Raw genomic sequence first — 16,338 nt, 5'->3', positions numbered from 1 at the left:
AGGGAAAGAGTTCTACTCACCACAAGCCCCTACCCCGCAGCTGTGAGGTAGGGGCTTGTTTGTTTCGGAGGGGTAGGGAATGCGGGCTACCGCTTTGCCGTTGCTTTGGCCTTGGCATTCAGCCATTCGTCCCGGAACTTCTTCTGAGCTTTGCTCACGGGGCGGTCAGCTTTTTCGTAGGGCACCACTTCGAGGTCAGAGTTTTCCTGGAGGGTAACCGGTACGGTGCGCACCCCGTCGCGGGCGCGGGCTTCCACCTGAATGACGTCGCCGGGTTTGTGAGCCGCCAGGAGCTTTTGCACTTCCTTGGCATTAGTGGGCTTACGGCCATCCAGCTTCAGCACCACGTCTTCCCGGTCGAGGCCGGCGAGGTAGAAGGGGCTACCCAGTAGGGTAGTGCCCAAGGTGGCGCTGCTGTCGGGGTTGAACTGTAGGCGGGCTTCCAGCGTGGCCTGGCCGGCGTGGGCCCGCCGCACCAGCAACCCAGCCGGGGCCAGGAGCTGCTCGTAGTTATGCGCCTCGTGGCCGGTGATGTGCTGACGGAAAAACTGGCCGGCAAAGGTGGTATCCTTAGTTACCTGACCCAGCACCCGTTGCAGGTCGCGGAGGGTGTAGGGCTTGGCGGGGGCGTAGTTCTGCTGCTGGCCGTGCTCTTTCCAAAGCGCGCGCATATACGTGTCGAGGTCGGATTTGAAGCGCTGGCGCAGCTGCAAGTCCAGGGCCAAGGCATTGCCCGCCCCGATGTAGTAGTAGCTTAGGTAGGTGTTCGAGCGGTTGTTGGGGTCGATGGCCGCGGCGGCATCCACGAAGGGCGCCTGTTGGCTCATGTACACCGGCGAGTAGCGCTTCGGGCCGGGCATGGTCAGCATAGCATCCACCACTCCGCTAAGGGCTTCCTGGCAGTACTGCTCATCGGTGAATATTCCGGCGCGGCGCAGCAGCAAGTCGCCGTAGTATTGGGTAAAGCCCTCGGCAAACCACAGGTTGCTGCTCATGTTGGCGCGCTGAAAGTCAAAGGGCTCCAGGTCCTGGGGGCGCAGGCGCTCCACGTTCCAGCTATGAAAAAACTCGTGCGAGACGGTACCCAGGTTATCGATGGCGCTGGGGCCGCGCAACGGGCGGTTGCTGGTGAGGCTGGTAGAGTTGCGGTGCTCCATGCCGTCGGAGCTAGTCTGGGGCAGGTAGTTGGCCACGAAGGTGTAGCGCCCGAAATCGTAGTCGGGCAGGCCGCCGAAGATGGCAGCGGCCTCGCGTACAATCTTCTTGGTTTGCTCGGTGTACGCATCCAACTCGGCGGGCGTACCCTCGTGCAGCACCTGCAGCTCAATGGTTTTGCCCTGTTCCTGCCAAGTGCGCACTTGCTGCGGGCCCAGGGAGGTAGGCGAATCCATGAGGTACTGCAGGTTGGGCGCGTACCAGGTGGCACCGCCCGCATCGGGGCGTAGCTGGGAGGCTACCGTCCAGCCCTGGGGTAGGGCAAACTTCACCTCGGCGGGGCGCTGCTCCAAGCCCTGGGCATACGCCAGGGTGGCGGGGATGTTCAGGTGAGCGTGGCGGGCATCAATGCCAGCGTAGGTGCCGTCAGTCCGGTCGCCGAACAGAGTGTAGGTAAACGTCACGGTGCCATCGTGGCCGGCTACCGTCCAGCCGTAGGGGTCGGGCTTCACCACCGACAGAGGTTGCCCCTTAGAGTCCGTGGCCTGCACATCGTATACGTTCTTGGCAAACTCATGCAGGGCGTAGCGGCCAGGGGAGGAGCGGGCCATCCGCACTTGCAACGGTCCGGCGGGCAACTCTCGAAACGTAGCGGTGATACGCGCTTCGTGGTGCGCGGCATTCGGGAAGGAAAGATTGTACTGAACCGGCGCCTGGGCCTGAACGGGTCGGGCCAGTGCGAGGGGTAGGGCTAGCAGCAGCAGGGCGGCAGTTTTCCGCATCGTCATACGCAGAGAAATAGAAAAGAATAGAAAGGAAACGCTAACCTAACAGGTCTTTAGCAGAGCTGATAGGGTTGGGGGTAGAAACTAGAAGGGAGAAAGCAAGTCGTGGCCTCCTGAAGTGGGGCTACCGCCACACGCTGGCCTCAACCATGCCCCGGAAAAACCTTCCGGCCGGGGCACAGTGCAGGCCTAACTGCCTTAGCTCGGCTTCAATGGGAGGGCGCTTTCTGGCGCTGATCTGGGTAGTAGCTCCGAAAAACCAATACATAAGCTGGAGCAGCAGCCGTTGCCACCAGCGGCGGGGAGCAGCAAAGTCGGCGAGCAGCCACGCGCCGGCCGGGTGTAAGGCCAGGCCAAGGCGGGCTACGATGCTCCGCAGCCGCACGGGCTCAAACAAATCCAGAAAGAAAAAGGTAATGACAACCTCAAACTGCTCCTCGGGCCGCAGGGCAACTTCCGTACCCACCCGAAACTCGACTTGCCCGCTATGTTGAGGGCAATGCCGCGTAAGCCACCATTGGCTACGATACACCATCTGCGGGGAAGCTTCCAGGTAGAGTATCCGCGCCTCGGGCTGGCGCCGGAGCACTTCGCCCAGCACCCAGCCAGTGCCGCCCCCAATGATAAGCACACGCCTACTTTCAGGCCGTACGCCAGCTTCCAGCGCTGCTTGCTGAGCATGTTGCAAGGCTCGCCCGTACACCAGCCGCGCCAGCGGATCATAAAAGGCAGCTACTACATCGAAGCCAGAATCGGGAAGACGGGGCATATGCAAAGCTATCAGGATGCCGCGCACCGGAGGAGGTAGCGTCCGAAAATGTGGCGGGCATCGTATCAGGAAGTATGACAACAGCTCTGCGCCGGTTGCTGGCCGGCTTCACCTTATTTCTCACCGAATTTGCCATTACCCTGGCCTTGGGCACTTTGGGGGTAGTGGCGTTTCTGGCCCTGGGACGCGAGGTATTCGACCAGGATGCGGCCACCTTCGATGCGGCGGCCTTCCGGTGGGCACGGCAGCTGCTGGGGGCCGAGCGGCAGCCGTGGGTAGAAAGCATTACGTTCTTGGCCTCGCGCAATTTTATCTCCGCGGCGGCTTGCCTGCTGATCAATTGGTTTCTGCTAGTGCGGCGGCACCGCTGGTACTCGCTGCTGGTGCCCGTAGTAGCGCTGGGTAGTATTAGCCTGAATCTGGTGCTCAAGCAGCTCTACCAGCGGCCCCGGCCCTTGCTGCCACTCACCTCGGCCTCGGGGCTGAGCTTCCCAAGTGGCCATGCCATGATATCGGCCTCGTTCTACGGCCTGCTCGTCTACCTGGTCTGGACGCACGTGCGACGACCAGCCCTGCGTTACGCCTTGGTAACGGGGCTGGTAGCCCTAATTCTGCTCATCGGCCTAACCCGCGTGTACCTGCGCGTGCACTACGCCACCGATGTGCTGGCGGGCTTTGCGGCGGGGGCTGCGTGGCTGGTGGTGGCTATTCCGCTGCTGAAACAATTAGAAATTGTAGTAAAAAAACGATTCAAAACGGAGCTGCAATCCGCTGAAAAACAGCCTGTATAGCGTGAAATCACGCTTTTTTTGAAAAAAATTATGAGGTTTTTTTAAGCAAAAGCTTGACACGGGGCAAAAAAGCCCCCTATCTTTGCAGCATCAAATGACAACCACCACGGCGGTCAAATGATAAAAAGAGCTGCGCTTGTGGCGAAATTGGTAGACGCGCTGTCTTCAGGCGGCAGTTCCGAAAGGTGTGAGAGTTCGAGTCTCTCCGAGCGCACGAAAGCCGATCCAGGAATGGATCGGCTTTTTTGTTTGTAGCTTCCCGCGCTACCCCCTCGGTAGCCTCTCACCATCTGGGTAGCGTACGCTCAGGCAGTTTGCTACATCCGCGCTTTATGAAATCCTTTTCTGCTCGGCTGGTTGCGGTCTTTAGCTTTTTAACGGTCGAGGTAGCCGTAGTGGGCAGTGTATTTCTGGGGGCGGCCCTCCTGTTTTTCTATCTGACCCGGGTTGTGTTCGTTGCCCACTCGGTGCAGTTCGATAACTGGGCGTTCCAGCAGATGGATGCCCTGCGCGCAACCCGCCCCTACCTGACGCCAGTAGTAGCAGGGCTTACCTTCTTTGCTTCCTTCCCTTTCCTGGTAGCGGCCGGAGTGGGCATCCCGGTCACGCTACGCGCGCGCGGGCACCGCCGGGAGGCGCTGGAAGTGCTGCTGGCTGTAGCGGGTGCCGCGCTGCTGAATCAGGTATTGAAAACGCATTTCCAGCGCGTGCGGCCCGCCTCCGCCCTGGTATTTCAGCAGGGGCTGAGTTTTCCCAGCGGACACGCCATGATTGGTCTGGCCCTGTACGGCTGCCTGGCTTGGCTGCTGTGGCGGCACCGCCGCCACCCACTGCTGGCCACAGCGTTGGTTTTGTTTGCTGTCCTCATTGGCCTGACCCGGATATACCTGCACGTGCACTACGCCACCGATGTAGCGGCCGGCTTCGCGGCCGGCCTCCTCTGGCTGATTTTGCTGCGCACCGCCCTGCGGCTTTGGTGGCGGGAAGAAGTTAACTTGTGAAGTTGTGGAGAGGTAACGCCGACTTTATCCAGCCTGCCCCGTATGCTTCAGAAGGGTAGCCAGGAGGACGAATGGCCTGATACGCTGCCTGCTTGCCATACCACTTTGGTAACTTATCAGTTCACGGCTTTACCGTTACCCGCAGGGCTAGCAAGCCCTTCACGCCTTGCAGCTCCTCCAGCTCCAAGTGCTCTACTTCGGGTTCGAGTAGGCCCCGGTCTTGCAGGTAGTCAATATACTCAACGTACTCGTCGGCTTCGCGCTGCTGGGAGTACACCAACGCAATTTTGCCGGGCTGGGTGAGCCGCTCACTAGTGCCCTGCACCGTAGCCTTATCGATGCGCTTCTTGATGATTTCGTAGCGGATATTGTAGGCTCCGTCTACATCAAACTGACGCTCATCCTGCCGGAAGCGGATGCTCAGGGGCTGGCTATGAATGAGAATAAGCTGGGTAGTTTCCAGAGGCAGAGGCAAGGTAGGCCGCAGGGCGGCTGTCCGGCGGGTAATTTCTACCATCACCAAGAGCTGCCACAGGCGCAGGTTCTTGAGGAATACTAGGTCGAATGGCTTATTTTCCACCAGCGAGGCTCCTACGTAGATATTGTGCTCTACCCCGTCGGTTTTAAAGCGCTGGAAGTAGTGCGGAAACATAGCCTGGGCCTTGGCATCTTCCTCATCGAGGTAACTGCTAACAGCATCATTGAGGAGGGTGGTGGTTTCTTCGAAAGCCTTCCGGCGCTTGTAGAGGATGCCTAGCTCCGGGTCGATGTTGGACCAGTACTGGCGGATGATGGGGCGCAGCTCCGGCGTATTCTGGCTCAGATACTCAAACAGGGGCTCTACTTCCGTCTTGAGCGACTCGAAAATGCTTACCTCGTCGCCCGTCAGAATGCCCTGGCGCAGGCGGTTGAGGTTTTTATTGACGTAAAACTTTAGCTCGTCCAGGATGGGTAGCTGCTGAAACTCGGAAGCTTTTCTCAGCACCTGGCCCGCCAGCGTTAGGTGTTCAATCAAGTCGGCCTGAATCGCCTCGTTGCGGGCCGTGCTACTACCCCGAATGTCGCTGGACCCGTGTAGGGGGTACACGTCGTGGAAGACAATGGCTTCCATTTCCGCGTTCTTGTTTCCGTCCTCCAGCTTCTGGAGCAGGTTCTGGGCCGCGTCGGTGAAGCGCCACTCCATGGTAGGATGAATGGCTGTAAACTTCTCCTTGATGATAGCCTGCACCCGGGTCTGAATGTCTTCGGCATTGCGCTTCACGGCTACCGCAAACAGGGGAACAAACTGGTTTACATTTTCCAGGCTGAACTCGTTAAGGTCCCCTACGTTGGGCGAGCCCAACTCCAGTAAGCCCACTACATCGTCGCCGTAGGGGAGCAAGGCCAGAATAGCGGAGCGAATACCCAGGCTCAGGACCTGCTGGCGCAGATCTTCCGGGATGTTGGCTTTCTCCACGTCTTCCAGCACCAGGGGCTGGCGGTCGGTCCAGAGCTGGCTGTAGATCTGCCGGAAGCCGGAGCCAGCGTCGGGACTGTGGAGCTGCTTGGTCAGGAAGCTGTGGTTGATTTTGCGACCGAAGTCTACAAAAGCCCGCTTTTTCTCGTCGTAGGCTGCAATGCCGAGTTGCAGAAACGGCCGCCCGAACAGGACCCGCAGCTTTTCCTGGATCTGCTCCAGGCGGTCAGAGGCTTGCAGCACGTCGCGCTCCAGCAGGTCGTACTTCAGCTCCGAGAGAATTTCCTGCTCCGTCACATCTACCAGGTGCAGGATGTTGAAGCCCACCAGCTCGAAGTGCTCGGGCGGCAGCATCTGCTGCCACAAATCGGCGCGGTGGGGGTTGCGGGCCAGCTGGTCGAGCTGTTCCGGGGTCAGCGCCGGCTTGTCGCCGTGCACCTTAATCTCCACAAAGGTGGAGTTGAACTCTACCCCGTAGTGCCGGTACAGGCCAATGCTGTAGTCGGGAACCGTAAAGATGATGGTGCCTTGCAAGGGGAGGTGCACCCCGTATACCTTCTCCAGAATCAGCTGGTAGGCCATGCGGGTGGTGTATACCTCCAGCGTGCGCATATCAATATTAAGCGGCTGCTTAATAGACTTAGACGGGTTCAGCAGCACCTCGGCGAAGCGCGGAGTGTGGTAGAAGCTGTGGCGCTGAAAAGGGGCAATGGCGCCGGCAATGTCGGTGTCGAAGGAAGCGGGCGGAAATACGGCCAGCATCAGGGTTTCCACCAGGTCGCAGTTGCACTCCAGCAGCTTCAGGTCCGTAATAATGCCCCTTGACCAGTCGGCGGTGGCTACCTGTTCGCTTACAGCCTGAGCCAGCATGGCCACGCCCATGTTGGCAGATTCCTCACCCGCGCGCCAGTAGGCAATCAGTGGCTCCAGGCTGAGCGTAGTTTTAAAAGGAAAAGTTGGCGTAACAGCCGCAGTAGGTTCTTTCAGCATAGGTACAAAGAGGCACTACTCGAAGAGAACCAGCCTGGTGCAGCCGCGAAGTAGCGCCACGTTGTATACGGTAACCAGCGCCGCACGGACGTGCGCAGTGCCGCGGCCGTGCGGGCTACGGCCGGGTAAGCACAATGGGCACTAACTGATTTTCGCCAGCAGGGTCCGTGAGGTCGAATTGGCGGGGCACCCGTTGCTGGTCCAGCACGGTTACCTGCTTGCGGGTATTCTGGTAGCAGGTGCAGCAGCCGTCGGCCTGATACTCGGTGGCCAAGTTAATGTCGGTAATGTGGTAGGTGTAGGTAGGCAGGGCCCGCCGGCTGGGTGCCAGATAAAGCGTGTAGGTATACTGGTTAAGCCGGCGGTTGCCGGCTTGGGTAAAGGGCGTGGCGTTATTGATAACAATAGGCTGGGTGAACACGGAGGCGCGGGGGCGGGTAATGGCTACCGTATCGGCGCTGGGGCGCTGAGACGTGTCGAGGGGCACCCGCACCAGAAACACGGTCGTCAGCTGGGCCGAGCGAAACCCCCGGGCGGGGTTGGTAGCGGCCGAGTCGGTGGGGCTAAACGCCAGACCGATGGCGTCGGCATACGCATCCTCGCACTCGCAGGCGGTGGAGCCGCAGCAGGCCGCCAGTAGAGCGGCAGTTGTCAGAATCAGAAGCCAGGTAACAAAGGAGCGCAGCATAGGCCGTAAAGATAACAGGACGCGCACGGAACCCCGGCCCCCGACATACTACAAGCCAACCCGCCCGTAGCAGATTGGCTTGTGTAACGCTGAGCCAGGCCAGATATTGGCTAACCGGCGGCCGGCTTACTGCTTGACGAAGCGCCGGGTTTCTGCGCCCGCGCGGGTGGTAATCTTGAAGTAGTAAGTGCCCGCGGGCAGGTCGGCCACGCTTACCGACAAAGTGTGGGCGCCTTTTTCCACTTTGTTTTCCTGGGCCACGGTGCGCAGGGTGTTGCCGCGGCTATCGAGCAGCTCTACCGTCACGGGGCCGGCTTTCTTCACCTCATACTCCAGCTGGCTGGTAGTGGCCACCGGGTTGGGGTACACGCTCACGCCGCCACGTTCTGGGTCCGGCGCTTTGGTTTGGGGTGCGTTGGGGTCGAGCAGGAGAAAGGCGACGGGCTGAAAGTGGCGGCGCAAGCCCGCGTGGCGCTGGTGGCGGCCCGGCCCGCTGCCAGCGGCAGCAGGCTGCCCTGCGGAGCCGGTGCGCGACAGAATAGCCTTGGTATCAGCGGCCCATTTCTCCCGTTGCGGCTGTACTTCCTGGGCTAGCTTAGCAATGGCGCCCTCATATTTCTGGGCCAGCTGCCCTACATTCTGCAAAATAGCCTTGTTTTCGGCGCGCAGCTGCTGAAGCTGCTGTTTCTGGGTTTCCGTTAGCTCGGGGCGGGTGCCGGCGGGCGTACCGGCCGGGCGGAAGCTTTGGCGCAGAGCTTTGCCTTTCTGGCGGGTTTCCTTGAGCTGGGCACGGTAGAGGGTGAGCTGAGCCTTGTCGGAGGTGGAGAGCTGGGCTTCCAGCTTCTGACGCTGCTGGCGCACCACGGGCAGCACATTCTGCTGGTAGTAGGCGCGCAGCTCCTGGCGGGCCGGGGCGCCCTGATGGGCCTGGGTGTTCTGGGCTTGCGCGGCCGAGCCGCCTAACAGCAGAGACAGGGCCAGAGCGAGGGTAATAGCTTTCATGGAGTCGTAAACGCTAGTGGGAAGAGTGTGGTATCCGGATCCACTGGCATAGATGGGCAGGCGGGGGTAGGGTTTAATCGACAAAAAGAAAAACCGCTTCGGACAGTATCCAAAGCGGTTTTACTATATAAAAGCTGTCATTCCGAACGGAGTGAGGAACCTGGGGTACCCTCTCGCAGTACACCCAGATTCCTTACTCCGTTCGGAATGACAATTGGGCCAGAATAGAAAGCCTAGCGGAACGTATCGTTGGTGTTGATGACCTTGACTTCCGTCACGTTCAGCTTGTAGGCAGCTACCTCGGCGTCCTCGGCAACCACCTCTTTGGGCAGGCCCGCCTTCACTACGTTGGCGTAGCTCATGGGCGAGGGGGTGTTGTGTTTGAGTACGTCGGCCAGGGGTTGGGCCTCGCTGTCGTCCGTTACGATGGTCACGAACATGTTCTGTACCTGCCAGTGCTTGCGCATGGCGCGGTTCACGTCATCCACGGTAAGCTTGGCGAGTTGGGCATCCACATCCTGCAGCCAATTTTTGCGGCCGTAGAAGCGCGAGTCGAGTAGGAAGCCGAGCTGCTTGGCAGGGGTAGTGCCGTAGAGCTTCACGTAGGAGCGCAGGAAGGTGCGGGTGCGCTCGAAGTCTTCCTTGCTCAGGCCGTTCTTTACCACATTATCCATTTCGCGCACGGCCAGGCGCAGGGCGAAGGGGGCGTGGCCCACTTTCAGGTCACCCAGCTCCGCGGGGTACTGCTTGCGCAGCCCTTCGGCAATTTGCACGGGGCGGAGCCAGAGGCTGGCGTAGTTGGCGTGGCGCGGCACGCCGGGCACGGGCAGCATGTTAGAGCCGCCGGCCTCGTACCACTCGATGTAGCTGTAGTCGCCGTAGTTCATCGAGCGGGTCGTGCGGATTTTGTCGTAGAGCTTGCCGTAGCTTTTGCGGTGCTCACCCAGCCAGGAGTTGGCCACCATCAGGGCCGCAAAGTCGTCGTCGGCGCGGGTAGTTTTGATGGGGAAGCCCGCGTACACCGCCGAGCCGAGGGCGTCGGGCTTGCTGATGATTTCGACGTGAATGCCGTTGGGCACAGCCGCCACCGGAATCGGGGTTTTAACCGTGCTCTTGGGCAGTTTCTTGAGGTCCTGCTCCAGCTGCTTGGCAAACGACGCGGGATAGTTACCAGCCAGCCCGATAGTCAGGTTGTCGTTGCCAAAGGCGGTAGCATAGTACTGCTTCACATCGGCGAGGGTAAGGCCCTTCACGCCGGCGGCCGTGCCGCGGGTCATGTGCTGGTAGCGCGTGCCGCGGAACAGCTGATCTTCCAGGGCAAACTTGCTGTAGTCCTCATCCGAGGAGGCCCGAATCACTTGTTCCACGTAGTTGAGCTGGTTGCTTTTCAGGCGGTCGAAGTCTTCCTGGGTAAAGCTGGGCGTAAGCATTAGCCCGCGCAGCACCGGGTAAAACTTATCGATAAAGTCCCGGTGAAACTCGAAGGTGAAGGTAGTAACTTCCTTGTCGGTGGTGGCGTAATAGCGGGCCGCCATCGGATAAAGCAGGTCCTTGAGCTGGGCCGCGGTCAGGTCCTTGGTACCCCCTTCGGTTACCAGTTGGCTGGTGAGGTAGGTCAGGCCCTCTTTGCCCACGGGGTCAGTGGCCGAGCCGTTGCGGAACTGCAGCTTCACGACCACCTTGGCCGCGTTAGGCTGGCGCAGTTCCACTACCTCGGCGGCCTGGGCCGCTGTAGTGGCTGCCGGGCCGAGCAGGGCGGCGGCCAGCAGCAGGCGGGAGAATGTATAGAGCATGGAAAAAGTCAGAAGAAAGAAAGGAAAAGCTTACTGCACGCCGCCAGTGGCGTTCGGACCAATAGTGCCCACGGTCAGGTGCTCGGGCACAAAGTACTTCTGGGCGGCGGCCTGAACGTCCTGGGGGGTTACCTGGTCGTAGAGGGCGTAGAAGCGGTTCAGGGAGTTCACGTCGCCGGTCAGCCAAATAAACTGGGCCAGGGCGTTGGCAATCTGGTCGGGGGCGTCCAGGCCCATCAGAAAGCTGTACTTCAAGGCCGACTTGGTGTCAGCTAGGCGCTTGGCATCCACAGGCTTGGTTTTCAGCTCCTCCAGGGCTTTGGTAATCTGCTCCTTCACGTAGGGTAGGTCCTGGGGCTTTACTACCGAGGCCCGGATGGTGAGCAGGTACGGGTCGCGGGTGTAATTGGGTGAGCCGCCCACGAAGCGCACCTTCTGCTCTTTCACTACCAGCTGCTGATACAGCGGCGAGTTTTCGGCGAAAAGCAGAGTCGTGAGCACATCCAGGGCGGGCAGGTCCTTTTGCTGATCCGAGAAAGCCGGGGCGCGGTAGCTCAAGCTCACCAGGGGCGGGAAGCTGGCGTTCTGGATGTGCACGTAGCGCGGGGCCGTCTGGGCGGGCTCGGGCTTGATGTCGGGCTTGTAGGTGCCGCGCTTCCAGCTGGCGAAATACTTGTCGGCCAGCTTGTTTACTTCATCGGCTTTCACGTCGCCGACTACCAGTAGGGTCGTGTACTCGGGGCGGTAGAACCGGTCGAAGAAGGTAAGCGAGTAGTTGTACTGGTTGGGCATGTCCACCACATCCTTGAAGAAGCCCATGGTGGTGTGCTCGTAGGTGTGCTGATCGAAGGCCGCGTCGGCCACCTTTTCGTTGAGCTGGGTGTAGAGCGAGGCCGAGTTCTTGGTGTACTCGCCCTTCACGGCGCCGGCTTCGGCCTTAAAGTCGTGCTCCGGGTACTTCAGGTTCTGGAACCGGTCGGCTTCTACCTCAAACATCTTCTCCAGCATACGGGCGTTGCCGGTCATGTGGTACACGGTGCGGTCGAGGGAGGTGTTGGCGTTGGCCGCGGCCCCAATGCTTTGCAGCACATCGTTATACTGGTCTTTGGAGTACTTCTCAGTGCCCCGGAACATGACGTGCTCGAAGAAATGCGCAAAGCCAGTGTGGCCGGGCTCTACCTCGTCGCGGGAGCCGGCGCGCACTACCAGGAAAAAGGAGGCCAGCCCGGGCGAGTCGAAGGGGACGGTGACTACGTTCAGGCCGTTGGCCAGCTGCTTCTGCTGAATAGGGTAGGGGAAGGCGGCGTTGGCGGAAGCCGCAGGGGTAGCGGCCGTTAAGGGGGCCGCTTTCTGCTTCTGGGCCTGGGCCGCCGGCGGGGTTGCCAGCAGTGCCGTACTCAGGAGCAGCGCCTGTACTGCGTGTTTCATTGGATAAAGGGAAAAGTGAGCTTGGGGCACTCCAGCGGCGAAGTACTACCCGCAGCAAAGTAACCAAACCCCCGGCTACGGTTGCGTCTCACTCCCCCGAAAAGCACTTCCCCGCCTACTTGGCCCGAAGCGGCCAGTAAGCGGGGAAGCCGGCGTTAAAAAGCCGAAAAGCGTTGTGTTAATTAACAGCGGTAGAATCGGTGGAGTAGGCCGACTGGCCGATAATTTCTTCCAGCGGCCCCGAGGTAGCCAACTGCTGGCGCAGGGTATCGGCGGCGGCGTCGAGTTGGGGCCGGATCTGGTCCAGGGCCAGGCGCAGAGCCTGCACATCGGAGAGGCGGGCGGCCTTGGTTTGGCTGTAGCCGTGGTACATGGCCACGCGCACTTTGCTGTGGCCCGTGCCCGCGTAGGTGCCAATCACTTCGCCCTTGGCGTTGATGATCTGAACCTCGGCCTTCACGTGGGTGCGGTACCACTCCAGGGGCATGCCCAGCAAGCTAGGCGTCATCAGGGTCAGCATCTGAAAGGCTTGCAGGGCACGGCCGGTGCGCTGTACCTGTGCCTGCGTTACCAGCAGCTTGGCGTAGCCATACTTTACGGTATCAGGCTGGGACTCCGCCAGGTGAAAGGAAAGCTCCTGCCGGAACACCTTGCTGGCATCGTCGGGGAGGGCGCCGTCCGTGGTGCTGAGGGGGCCGGGCTCTACCACTGCTTCCAGGCTTGGCAGGCGGCCCAGGGCCACCGAGTTGTTGGAGCGCACGGTCTGGAACACGGCTTTTTCCGTGGATTTGCAGCTGCCTAGCCCAGAGCCTAGCAGCGCCAATAACAAGTAGGGGTAAAAACGAGGCATGTGCATCATAGTCTAAGTCCTACCGCGCCAGCGGATTATCAAAATTACAGCACAGTAACAGTAGAAAAGTAGGATTTGACTTATGATATACGATTAAAATATATAATTTTTCTACTATAAATAAGCTGGGTGCCTACAGGGTATAACTTGATATTGGGTAAATGCAAACGGCCCCGCCTCAAGTTTATGAGACAAGGCCGTTTGTGTAGCCGAACTACCGCTAAACTTGTACTAGACCAAGACGAGGCCTAGTGCGGGTGGTGCGACAGGGCGCTGTCGGCTTCGGCCAGGTCCAGTACGGGGTCGGGCGCCACGTAATTGTCAACGAACTCGCCTTCCCAGCGGGCCACCACGGCCGTTGCCAAGCAGTTGCCCATCACGTTCACGGCCGTGCGGGCCATGTCCATCAGCGCATCAATGCCCAGGATAATAAACACAGGCCAGGCCGGCAGGTTAAACGAAGCCACCGTAGCCAGCAGGATCACCAGCGAGGCGCGCGGCACCCCGGCTACCCCCTTCGAGGTGAGCATCAAAGTAAACACCATCACGAGCTGCTGGCCAAACGAGAGTTCTATACCCGCTGCCTGGGCCACAAACACCGCCGCCAGCGACAGGTACAAGGTTGTGCCATCGAGGTTGAAGGAATAGCCCGTGGGCATCACAAAGGCCACAATACGGCGCGGCACGCCAATGCTTTCCATGGCTTCCATAGCCCGGGGTAGGGCAGCCTCCGAGGAAGTGGTGGCAAAGGCAATACTCACCGGCTCGGCAATGGCCTGCACAAAGCGCTTGAGCGGAATGCGCGCCAGCAGCGCAATAGGTACCAGCACCAGCAGCACGAAGGCGGCCAACGCCCCGTAAAGGGTGAGCAGCAGCTTAAAGGCATTCAGCAGGGGCGCAAAGCCCATTTTACCTACCGTGTACGCCAGCGCGCCGCCTACCCCCAGCGGGGCGAAGAACATCACCACGTTGGTAAATTTGAACATCACTTCCGAGAGGCTTTCTGTGACTTGCAGCAGGGGCTGGCGGTGCTTCTGGTGCACCATGGCCAGGCCAATGGCGAAGATAATGGCAAACACCACTACCTGCAGTACCTGACCTTCCGCCACCGATTTGGCAATGTTTTCGGGGAAGATATGGAGGATGATATCGGCGGTAGACTGTTTAACGGTCTGGAGCTGCTCCGTGTCGGCGGCAATGCCGCTGCGGTCTACGCCCTCGCCGGCCCGGGTCAGGTTAATGGCACCCAGGCCAATGAACAGGGCAAACGTGGTCACGATTTCAAAGTACACCAGCGCCTTCAGGCCCATCTTGCCCACCTGCTTCAAATCGGCGTGGCCTGCAATGCCTACTACCAGGGTAGCGAATACCAGCGGGGCAATGATGGTTTTCACCAGGCGCAGGAACACGTCGCTGAGAACCTTGAGCTGCACGGCCCGGGTAGGGAAATCGTGGCCGATTTCAGCGCCTACTAGCATGCTCACCACAATCCAGAAGGTGATGGAGCGCCGCTGTACGGCCAGGGCCACGGCCGCCACTATAGCCAGCCAGCGAGCCACGAGGGGCACTACCGGGTCCAAGGCCAGCCAGCCCTGAGCGCTGGCGGCCGTCAGCAGGGCCGCCACTAGAAACAGGAGAAGAACGATGAGAGTAAGTCGCGAAAACTTCATGCGCGGCAATTCAGGGAAAAAGAAGTAGCGGGAATGCAGCAAAGATAGGTTTCTGTCGGCAGTAGTTTGGCGCACCGACTGGCGAGGCATCCTATGGCCGCCAGTAAGGAGCCAGCCGCCTGTTTGCCAGGTCCGGCTGGCGACGAGTATCTTTCGCCGTATTGTGCTTTACCCTACGCCTGCCCCTATGCCTACCTGGACGCTCACGCTCCTGTCGCTGCCGCTGCGCTATACCTGGAAAATAGCGCGTAACGCTTCCACAGTCAAAACGAATCTGCTGGTGCGGGTGCAAGGCCACGGCTACGAGGGGCTGGGCGAAGCGGCTCCTAACGTGCGCTACAATGAAACCCCCGAGGGGCTGCAAGAGGAGTTTGCGCGCCTGCAGGCCGCCGGCCTCGGGCGGTGTGCCACGCTCTCGGAACTGACCAGCTTTTTACACCAGCACGCCCCGGCCCACGCCCTGCGCTTTGCCCTGGAATCGGCGTGGGTGCACTGGGAAGCAGCCCGGGCTGGGCAGACGGTAGCCCAGTGGCTGGGGGTACCCGCTCCGGCCGCTGCCGTGCCCACCGCCATAACGCTGCCCATTATGGAGCCTGGTTTGGTGGCGCAGTTCGCGCAGGAGCAGCAGCTGGAGCGCTTCGAGCTGCTGAAAATCAAGGTAAACCAGGAGGGGGCCGTGGATCTGCTGCGCGAGGTAGCCCGGCTGTTCCCCGGTCGCCCCCTCCTCATCGACGGCAACGAAGCCTGGACAGATGCCGACAGCCTGCGCCGCAGCTGGGAGCAGATTCAGGCCCTGCCCGGCCTGCGGGTACGCCTGTTGGAGCAGCCCCTGCCCGCCGCCTGTACCGCTGACTACCACTCCGTTAAAGGCCGGCTCGGCTGCCCGGTTTTTGCCGATGAATCGGTGACGGACGAGGCTGACTTCGCCGACATTGCCCGCCAGTTCGACGGGGTAAACATGAAGCTGATGAAAGCGGGCGGCTACCTTAACGGCCTGCGCATTCTGCGCGAAACCCGAGCCCACGGCCTGCAAACCATGCTGGGCTGCATGGTAGAAACTTCCCTGGGCATCTATTCCGCCCTGCAGGTCAGTGCCCTGGCCGACATCTGTGACTTGGACGGGTTTCTGGTAGTGCGGGAGGAGCCGTTCGGGTTGGTAACAGAAGAAAACGGCCGGTTGACCCTCCAGCAGCCGGCTACTGCGCCCTACCACCTGGCGCCCACGGTGCCGCCGGCATAGGAGAGGTAGGCCCACCAGGAAAAAGCCCCCACCGCGGGCACGCGGTAGGGGCCGGCACAAGAGGTAGTGGGCTAGTGCGCCTGGGTAGGCTGGCCAGCCTTGAAAACCGGCTGGGCTACTTCAGCTTGGCATCAATGGCCTGAATCTGCCGGTCGAGGGCCGCAGTATCGGTGGGGCGCTGGGCGTTGGTACTCAGCAGGCTGATCTTCTGATTCAGCAACTGGATTTTCTCGGCCATCAGGCTGATCTGCGAGTTCATTTCGGCCAGGCGCGTTTCCATAGGCGCCGAGCCGGAGCGCGGATCAACGTACTGCGTAAAGGTCGTGTTGGCGGGCACCGAGTTGTCGCCGCGGGCCTGGGCGGCGCTGGCCGGAGTAGCAAACACAATGTCGCCGTTGGGCCGCACGTAGTCCCCCTCTTTCAGGGTGGTTATTTTGCCGCCGGGCAGCTCTACAATGCCACTTTTGTAGTTGATTTTAGTGCCATTCGACAGCAGCACATTTTTGTTGAGCGGAGTCATGCGCTTGCCCTGCACCAGCACTACCTCGCCGTTTTGCAGCATAAACCGGTCAGAGGGGGTAGTGGCCACCGGGCCGGCCACCGTGGGGCTGGCCGTGGTTTGCGCCGTGGCGGCAGTGGCCGTCAGCAAGCTCAAGGTCAGAAGGGAAAACAGAAAGTTCTTCATACTAGGAGAGGGTAGGGTGAACGGGCTTGCTTACG

13 protein-coding genes and 1 tRNA gene are annotated in these 16,338 nt (G+C 60.4%); 4 read left to right on the top strand and 10 right to left on the bottom strand.

Annotated features, from left to right (window positions below; genetic code table 11):
* Positions 1 to 86: 86 nt before the first annotated feature.
* Together K3G63_RS16090 and K3G63_RS16085 are read right to left on the bottom strand one after the other, a co-directional pair.
* Positions 87 to 1,943 carry a M61 family metallopeptidase gene (locus tag K3G63_RS16090; RefSeq protein ID WP_259404523.1) on the bottom strand — a complete coding sequence of 619 codons (1,857 nt, stop codon included), beginning with the start codon at positions 1,941 to 1,943 and terminating at the stop codon, positions 87 to 89.
* A 121-nt stretch (positions 1,944 to 2,064) separates the two neighbouring features.
* Entirely contained in the window at positions 2,065 to 2,709 is a 645-nt protein-coding gene (locus K3G63_RS16085) for a trans-aconitate 2-methyltransferase (RefSeq protein ID WP_220615160.1), read from the bottom strand.
* Positions 2,710 to 2,783: 74 nt separating this feature from the next.
* Between K3G63_RS16085 and K3G63_RS16080 the strand changes: the two genes are divergently transcribed.
* From K3G63_RS16080 to K3G63_RS16070, 3 genes are all read left to right on the top strand, one after another.
* Positions 2,784 to 3,500 (top strand): phosphatase PAP2 family protein, encoded by a 717-nt coding sequence (locus tag K3G63_RS16080; protein WP_220615159.1) that lies wholly within the window; start codon positions 2,784 to 2,786, stop codon positions 3,498 to 3,500.
* A 132-nt stretch (positions 3,501 to 3,632) separates the two neighbouring features.
* Positions 3,633 to 3,714 (top strand) — tRNA-Leu (locus tag K3G63_RS16075).
* Positions 3,715 to 3,832: 118 nt separating this feature from the next.
* Positions 3,833 to 4,501, top strand: a complete 669-nt coding sequence (locus K3G63_RS16070) for a phosphatase PAP2 family protein (protein ID WP_220615158.1) — start codon at positions 3,833 to 3,835, stop codon at positions 4,499 to 4,501.
* A 121-nt stretch (positions 4,502 to 4,622) separates the two neighbouring features.
* Here K3G63_RS16070 and K3G63_RS16065 read toward each other — a convergent pair whose 3' ends face one another.
* The 7 genes from K3G63_RS16065 to K3G63_RS16035 all read right to left on the bottom strand — a co-directional run bounded on the left by K3G63_RS16065 (position 4,623) and on the right by K3G63_RS16035 (position 14,378).
* Positions 4,623 to 6,947, bottom strand: a complete 2,325-nt coding sequence (locus K3G63_RS16065; RefSeq protein WP_220615157.1) for a GAF domain-containing protein — start codon at positions 6,945 to 6,947, stop codon at positions 4,623 to 4,625.
* Positions 6,948 to 7,062: 115 nt separating this feature from the next.
* Entirely contained in the window at positions 7,063 to 7,635 is a 573-nt protein-coding gene (locus K3G63_RS16060; RefSeq protein ID WP_220615156.1) for a hypothetical protein, read from the bottom strand.
* Between the two features lie 126 nt (positions 7,636 to 7,761).
* The gene (locus K3G63_RS16055; RefSeq protein ID WP_220615155.1) at positions 7,762 to 8,637 is read right to left on the bottom strand and encodes a T9SS type A sorting domain-containing protein; all 876 of its coding nucleotides are present in this window, start codon (positions 8,635 to 8,637) and stop codon (positions 7,762 to 7,764) included.
* Between the two features lie 233 nt (positions 8,638 to 8,870).
* The gene (locus K3G63_RS16050) at positions 8,871 to 10,430 is read right to left on the bottom strand and encodes a pitrilysin family protein (RefSeq protein ID WP_220615154.1); all 1,560 of its coding nucleotides are present in this window, start codon (positions 10,428 to 10,430) and stop codon (positions 8,871 to 8,873) included.
* A gap of 30 nt (positions 10,431 to 10,460) precedes the next feature.
* The gene (locus tag K3G63_RS16045) at positions 10,461 to 11,858 is read right to left on the bottom strand and encodes a pitrilysin family protein (protein ID WP_220615153.1); all 1,398 of its coding nucleotides are present in this window, start codon (positions 11,856 to 11,858) and stop codon (positions 10,461 to 10,463) included.
* A gap of 178 nt (positions 11,859 to 12,036) precedes the next feature.
* Entirely contained in the window at positions 12,037 to 12,708 is a 672-nt protein-coding gene (locus tag K3G63_RS16040) for a hypothetical protein (RefSeq protein WP_220615152.1), read from the bottom strand.
* A gap of 248 nt (positions 12,709 to 12,956) precedes the next feature.
* Entirely contained in the window at positions 12,957 to 14,378 is a 1,422-nt protein-coding gene (locus tag K3G63_RS16035) for a dicarboxylate/amino acid:cation symporter (RefSeq protein ID WP_220615151.1), read from the bottom strand.
* 187 nt (positions 14,379 to 14,565) lie between these two features.
* Between K3G63_RS16035 and K3G63_RS16030 the strand changes: the two genes are divergently transcribed.
* On the top strand, positions 14,566 to 15,618 hold the full coding sequence (locus K3G63_RS16030) for a dipeptide epimerase (RefSeq protein ID WP_220615150.1): 1,053 nt from the start codon (positions 14,566 to 14,568) through the stop codon (positions 15,616 to 15,618).
* A gap of 115 nt (positions 15,619 to 15,733) precedes the next feature.
* On the opposite strand, the gene K3G63_RS16025 is transcribed toward K3G63_RS16030, so the two are convergent.
* Positions 15,734 to 16,303, bottom strand: a complete 570-nt coding sequence (locus tag K3G63_RS16025; RefSeq protein WP_220615149.1) for a DUF6799 domain-containing protein — start codon at positions 16,301 to 16,303, stop codon at positions 15,734 to 15,736.
* Positions 16,304 to 16,338: the final 35 nt, after the last annotated feature.

Source organism: Hymenobacter sp. HSC-4F20, assembly GCF_019599275.1.
Classification (GTDB): domain Bacteria; phylum Bacteroidota; class Bacteroidia; order Cytophagales; family Hymenobacteraceae; genus Hymenobacter.
The sequence above is the reverse complement of the archived record's forward strand: the minus strand, read 5'-3'. Positions and strand labels throughout refer to the sequence as shown.

Excerpts from the sequence above, each read along its gene's own strand:
- K3G63_RS16065 (WP_220615157.1), bottom strand. The coding sequence starts at position 6,947 with ATGCTGAAAGAACCTACTGCGGCTGTTACGCCAACTTTTCCTTTTAAA.
- K3G63_RS16055 (WP_220615155.1), bottom strand. The coding sequence starts at position 8,637 with ATGAAAGCTATTACCCTCGCTCTGGCCCTGTCTCTGCTGTTAGGCGGC.
- K3G63_RS16085 (WP_220615160.1), bottom strand. The coding sequence starts at position 2,709 with ATGCCCCGTCTTCCCGATTCTGGCTTCGATGTAGTAGCTGCCTTTTAT.
- K3G63_RS16080 (WP_220615159.1), top strand. The coding sequence starts at position 2,784 with ATGACAACAGCTCTGCGCCGGTTGCTGGCCGGCTTCACCTTATTTCTC.
- K3G63_RS16090 (WP_259404523.1), bottom strand. The coding sequence starts at position 1,943 with ATGACGATGCGGAAAACTGCCGCCCTGCTGCTGCTAGCCCTACCCCTC.
- K3G63_RS16040 (WP_220615152.1), bottom strand. The coding sequence starts at position 12,708 with ATGCCTCGTTTTTACCCCTACTTGTTATTGGCGCTGCTAGGCTCTGGG.
- K3G63_RS16035 (WP_220615151.1), bottom strand. The coding sequence starts at position 14,378 with ATGAAGTTTTCGCGACTTACTCTCATCGTTCTTCTCCTGTTTCTAGTG.
- K3G63_RS16060 (WP_220615156.1), bottom strand. The coding sequence starts at position 7,635 with ATGCTGCGCTCCTTTGTTACCTGGCTTCTGATTCTGACAACTGCCGCT.
- K3G63_RS16070 (WP_220615158.1), top strand. The coding sequence starts at position 3,833 with ATGAAATCCTTTTCTGCTCGGCTGGTTGCGGTCTTTAGCTTTTTAACG.
- K3G63_RS16030 (WP_220615150.1), top strand. The coding sequence starts at position 14,566 with ATGCCTACCTGGACGCTCACGCTCCTGTCGCTGCCGCTGCGCTATACC.
- K3G63_RS16025 (WP_220615149.1), bottom strand. The coding sequence starts at position 16,303 with ATGAAGAACTTTCTGTTTTCCCTTCTGACCTTGAGCTTGCTGACGGCC.
- K3G63_RS16050 (WP_220615154.1), bottom strand. The coding sequence starts at position 10,430 with ATGCTCTATACATTCTCCCGCCTGCTGCTGGCCGCCGCCCTGCTCGGC.
- K3G63_RS16045 (WP_220615153.1), bottom strand. The coding sequence starts at position 11,858 with ATGAAACACGCAGTACAGGCGCTGCTCCTGAGTACGGCACTGCTGGCA.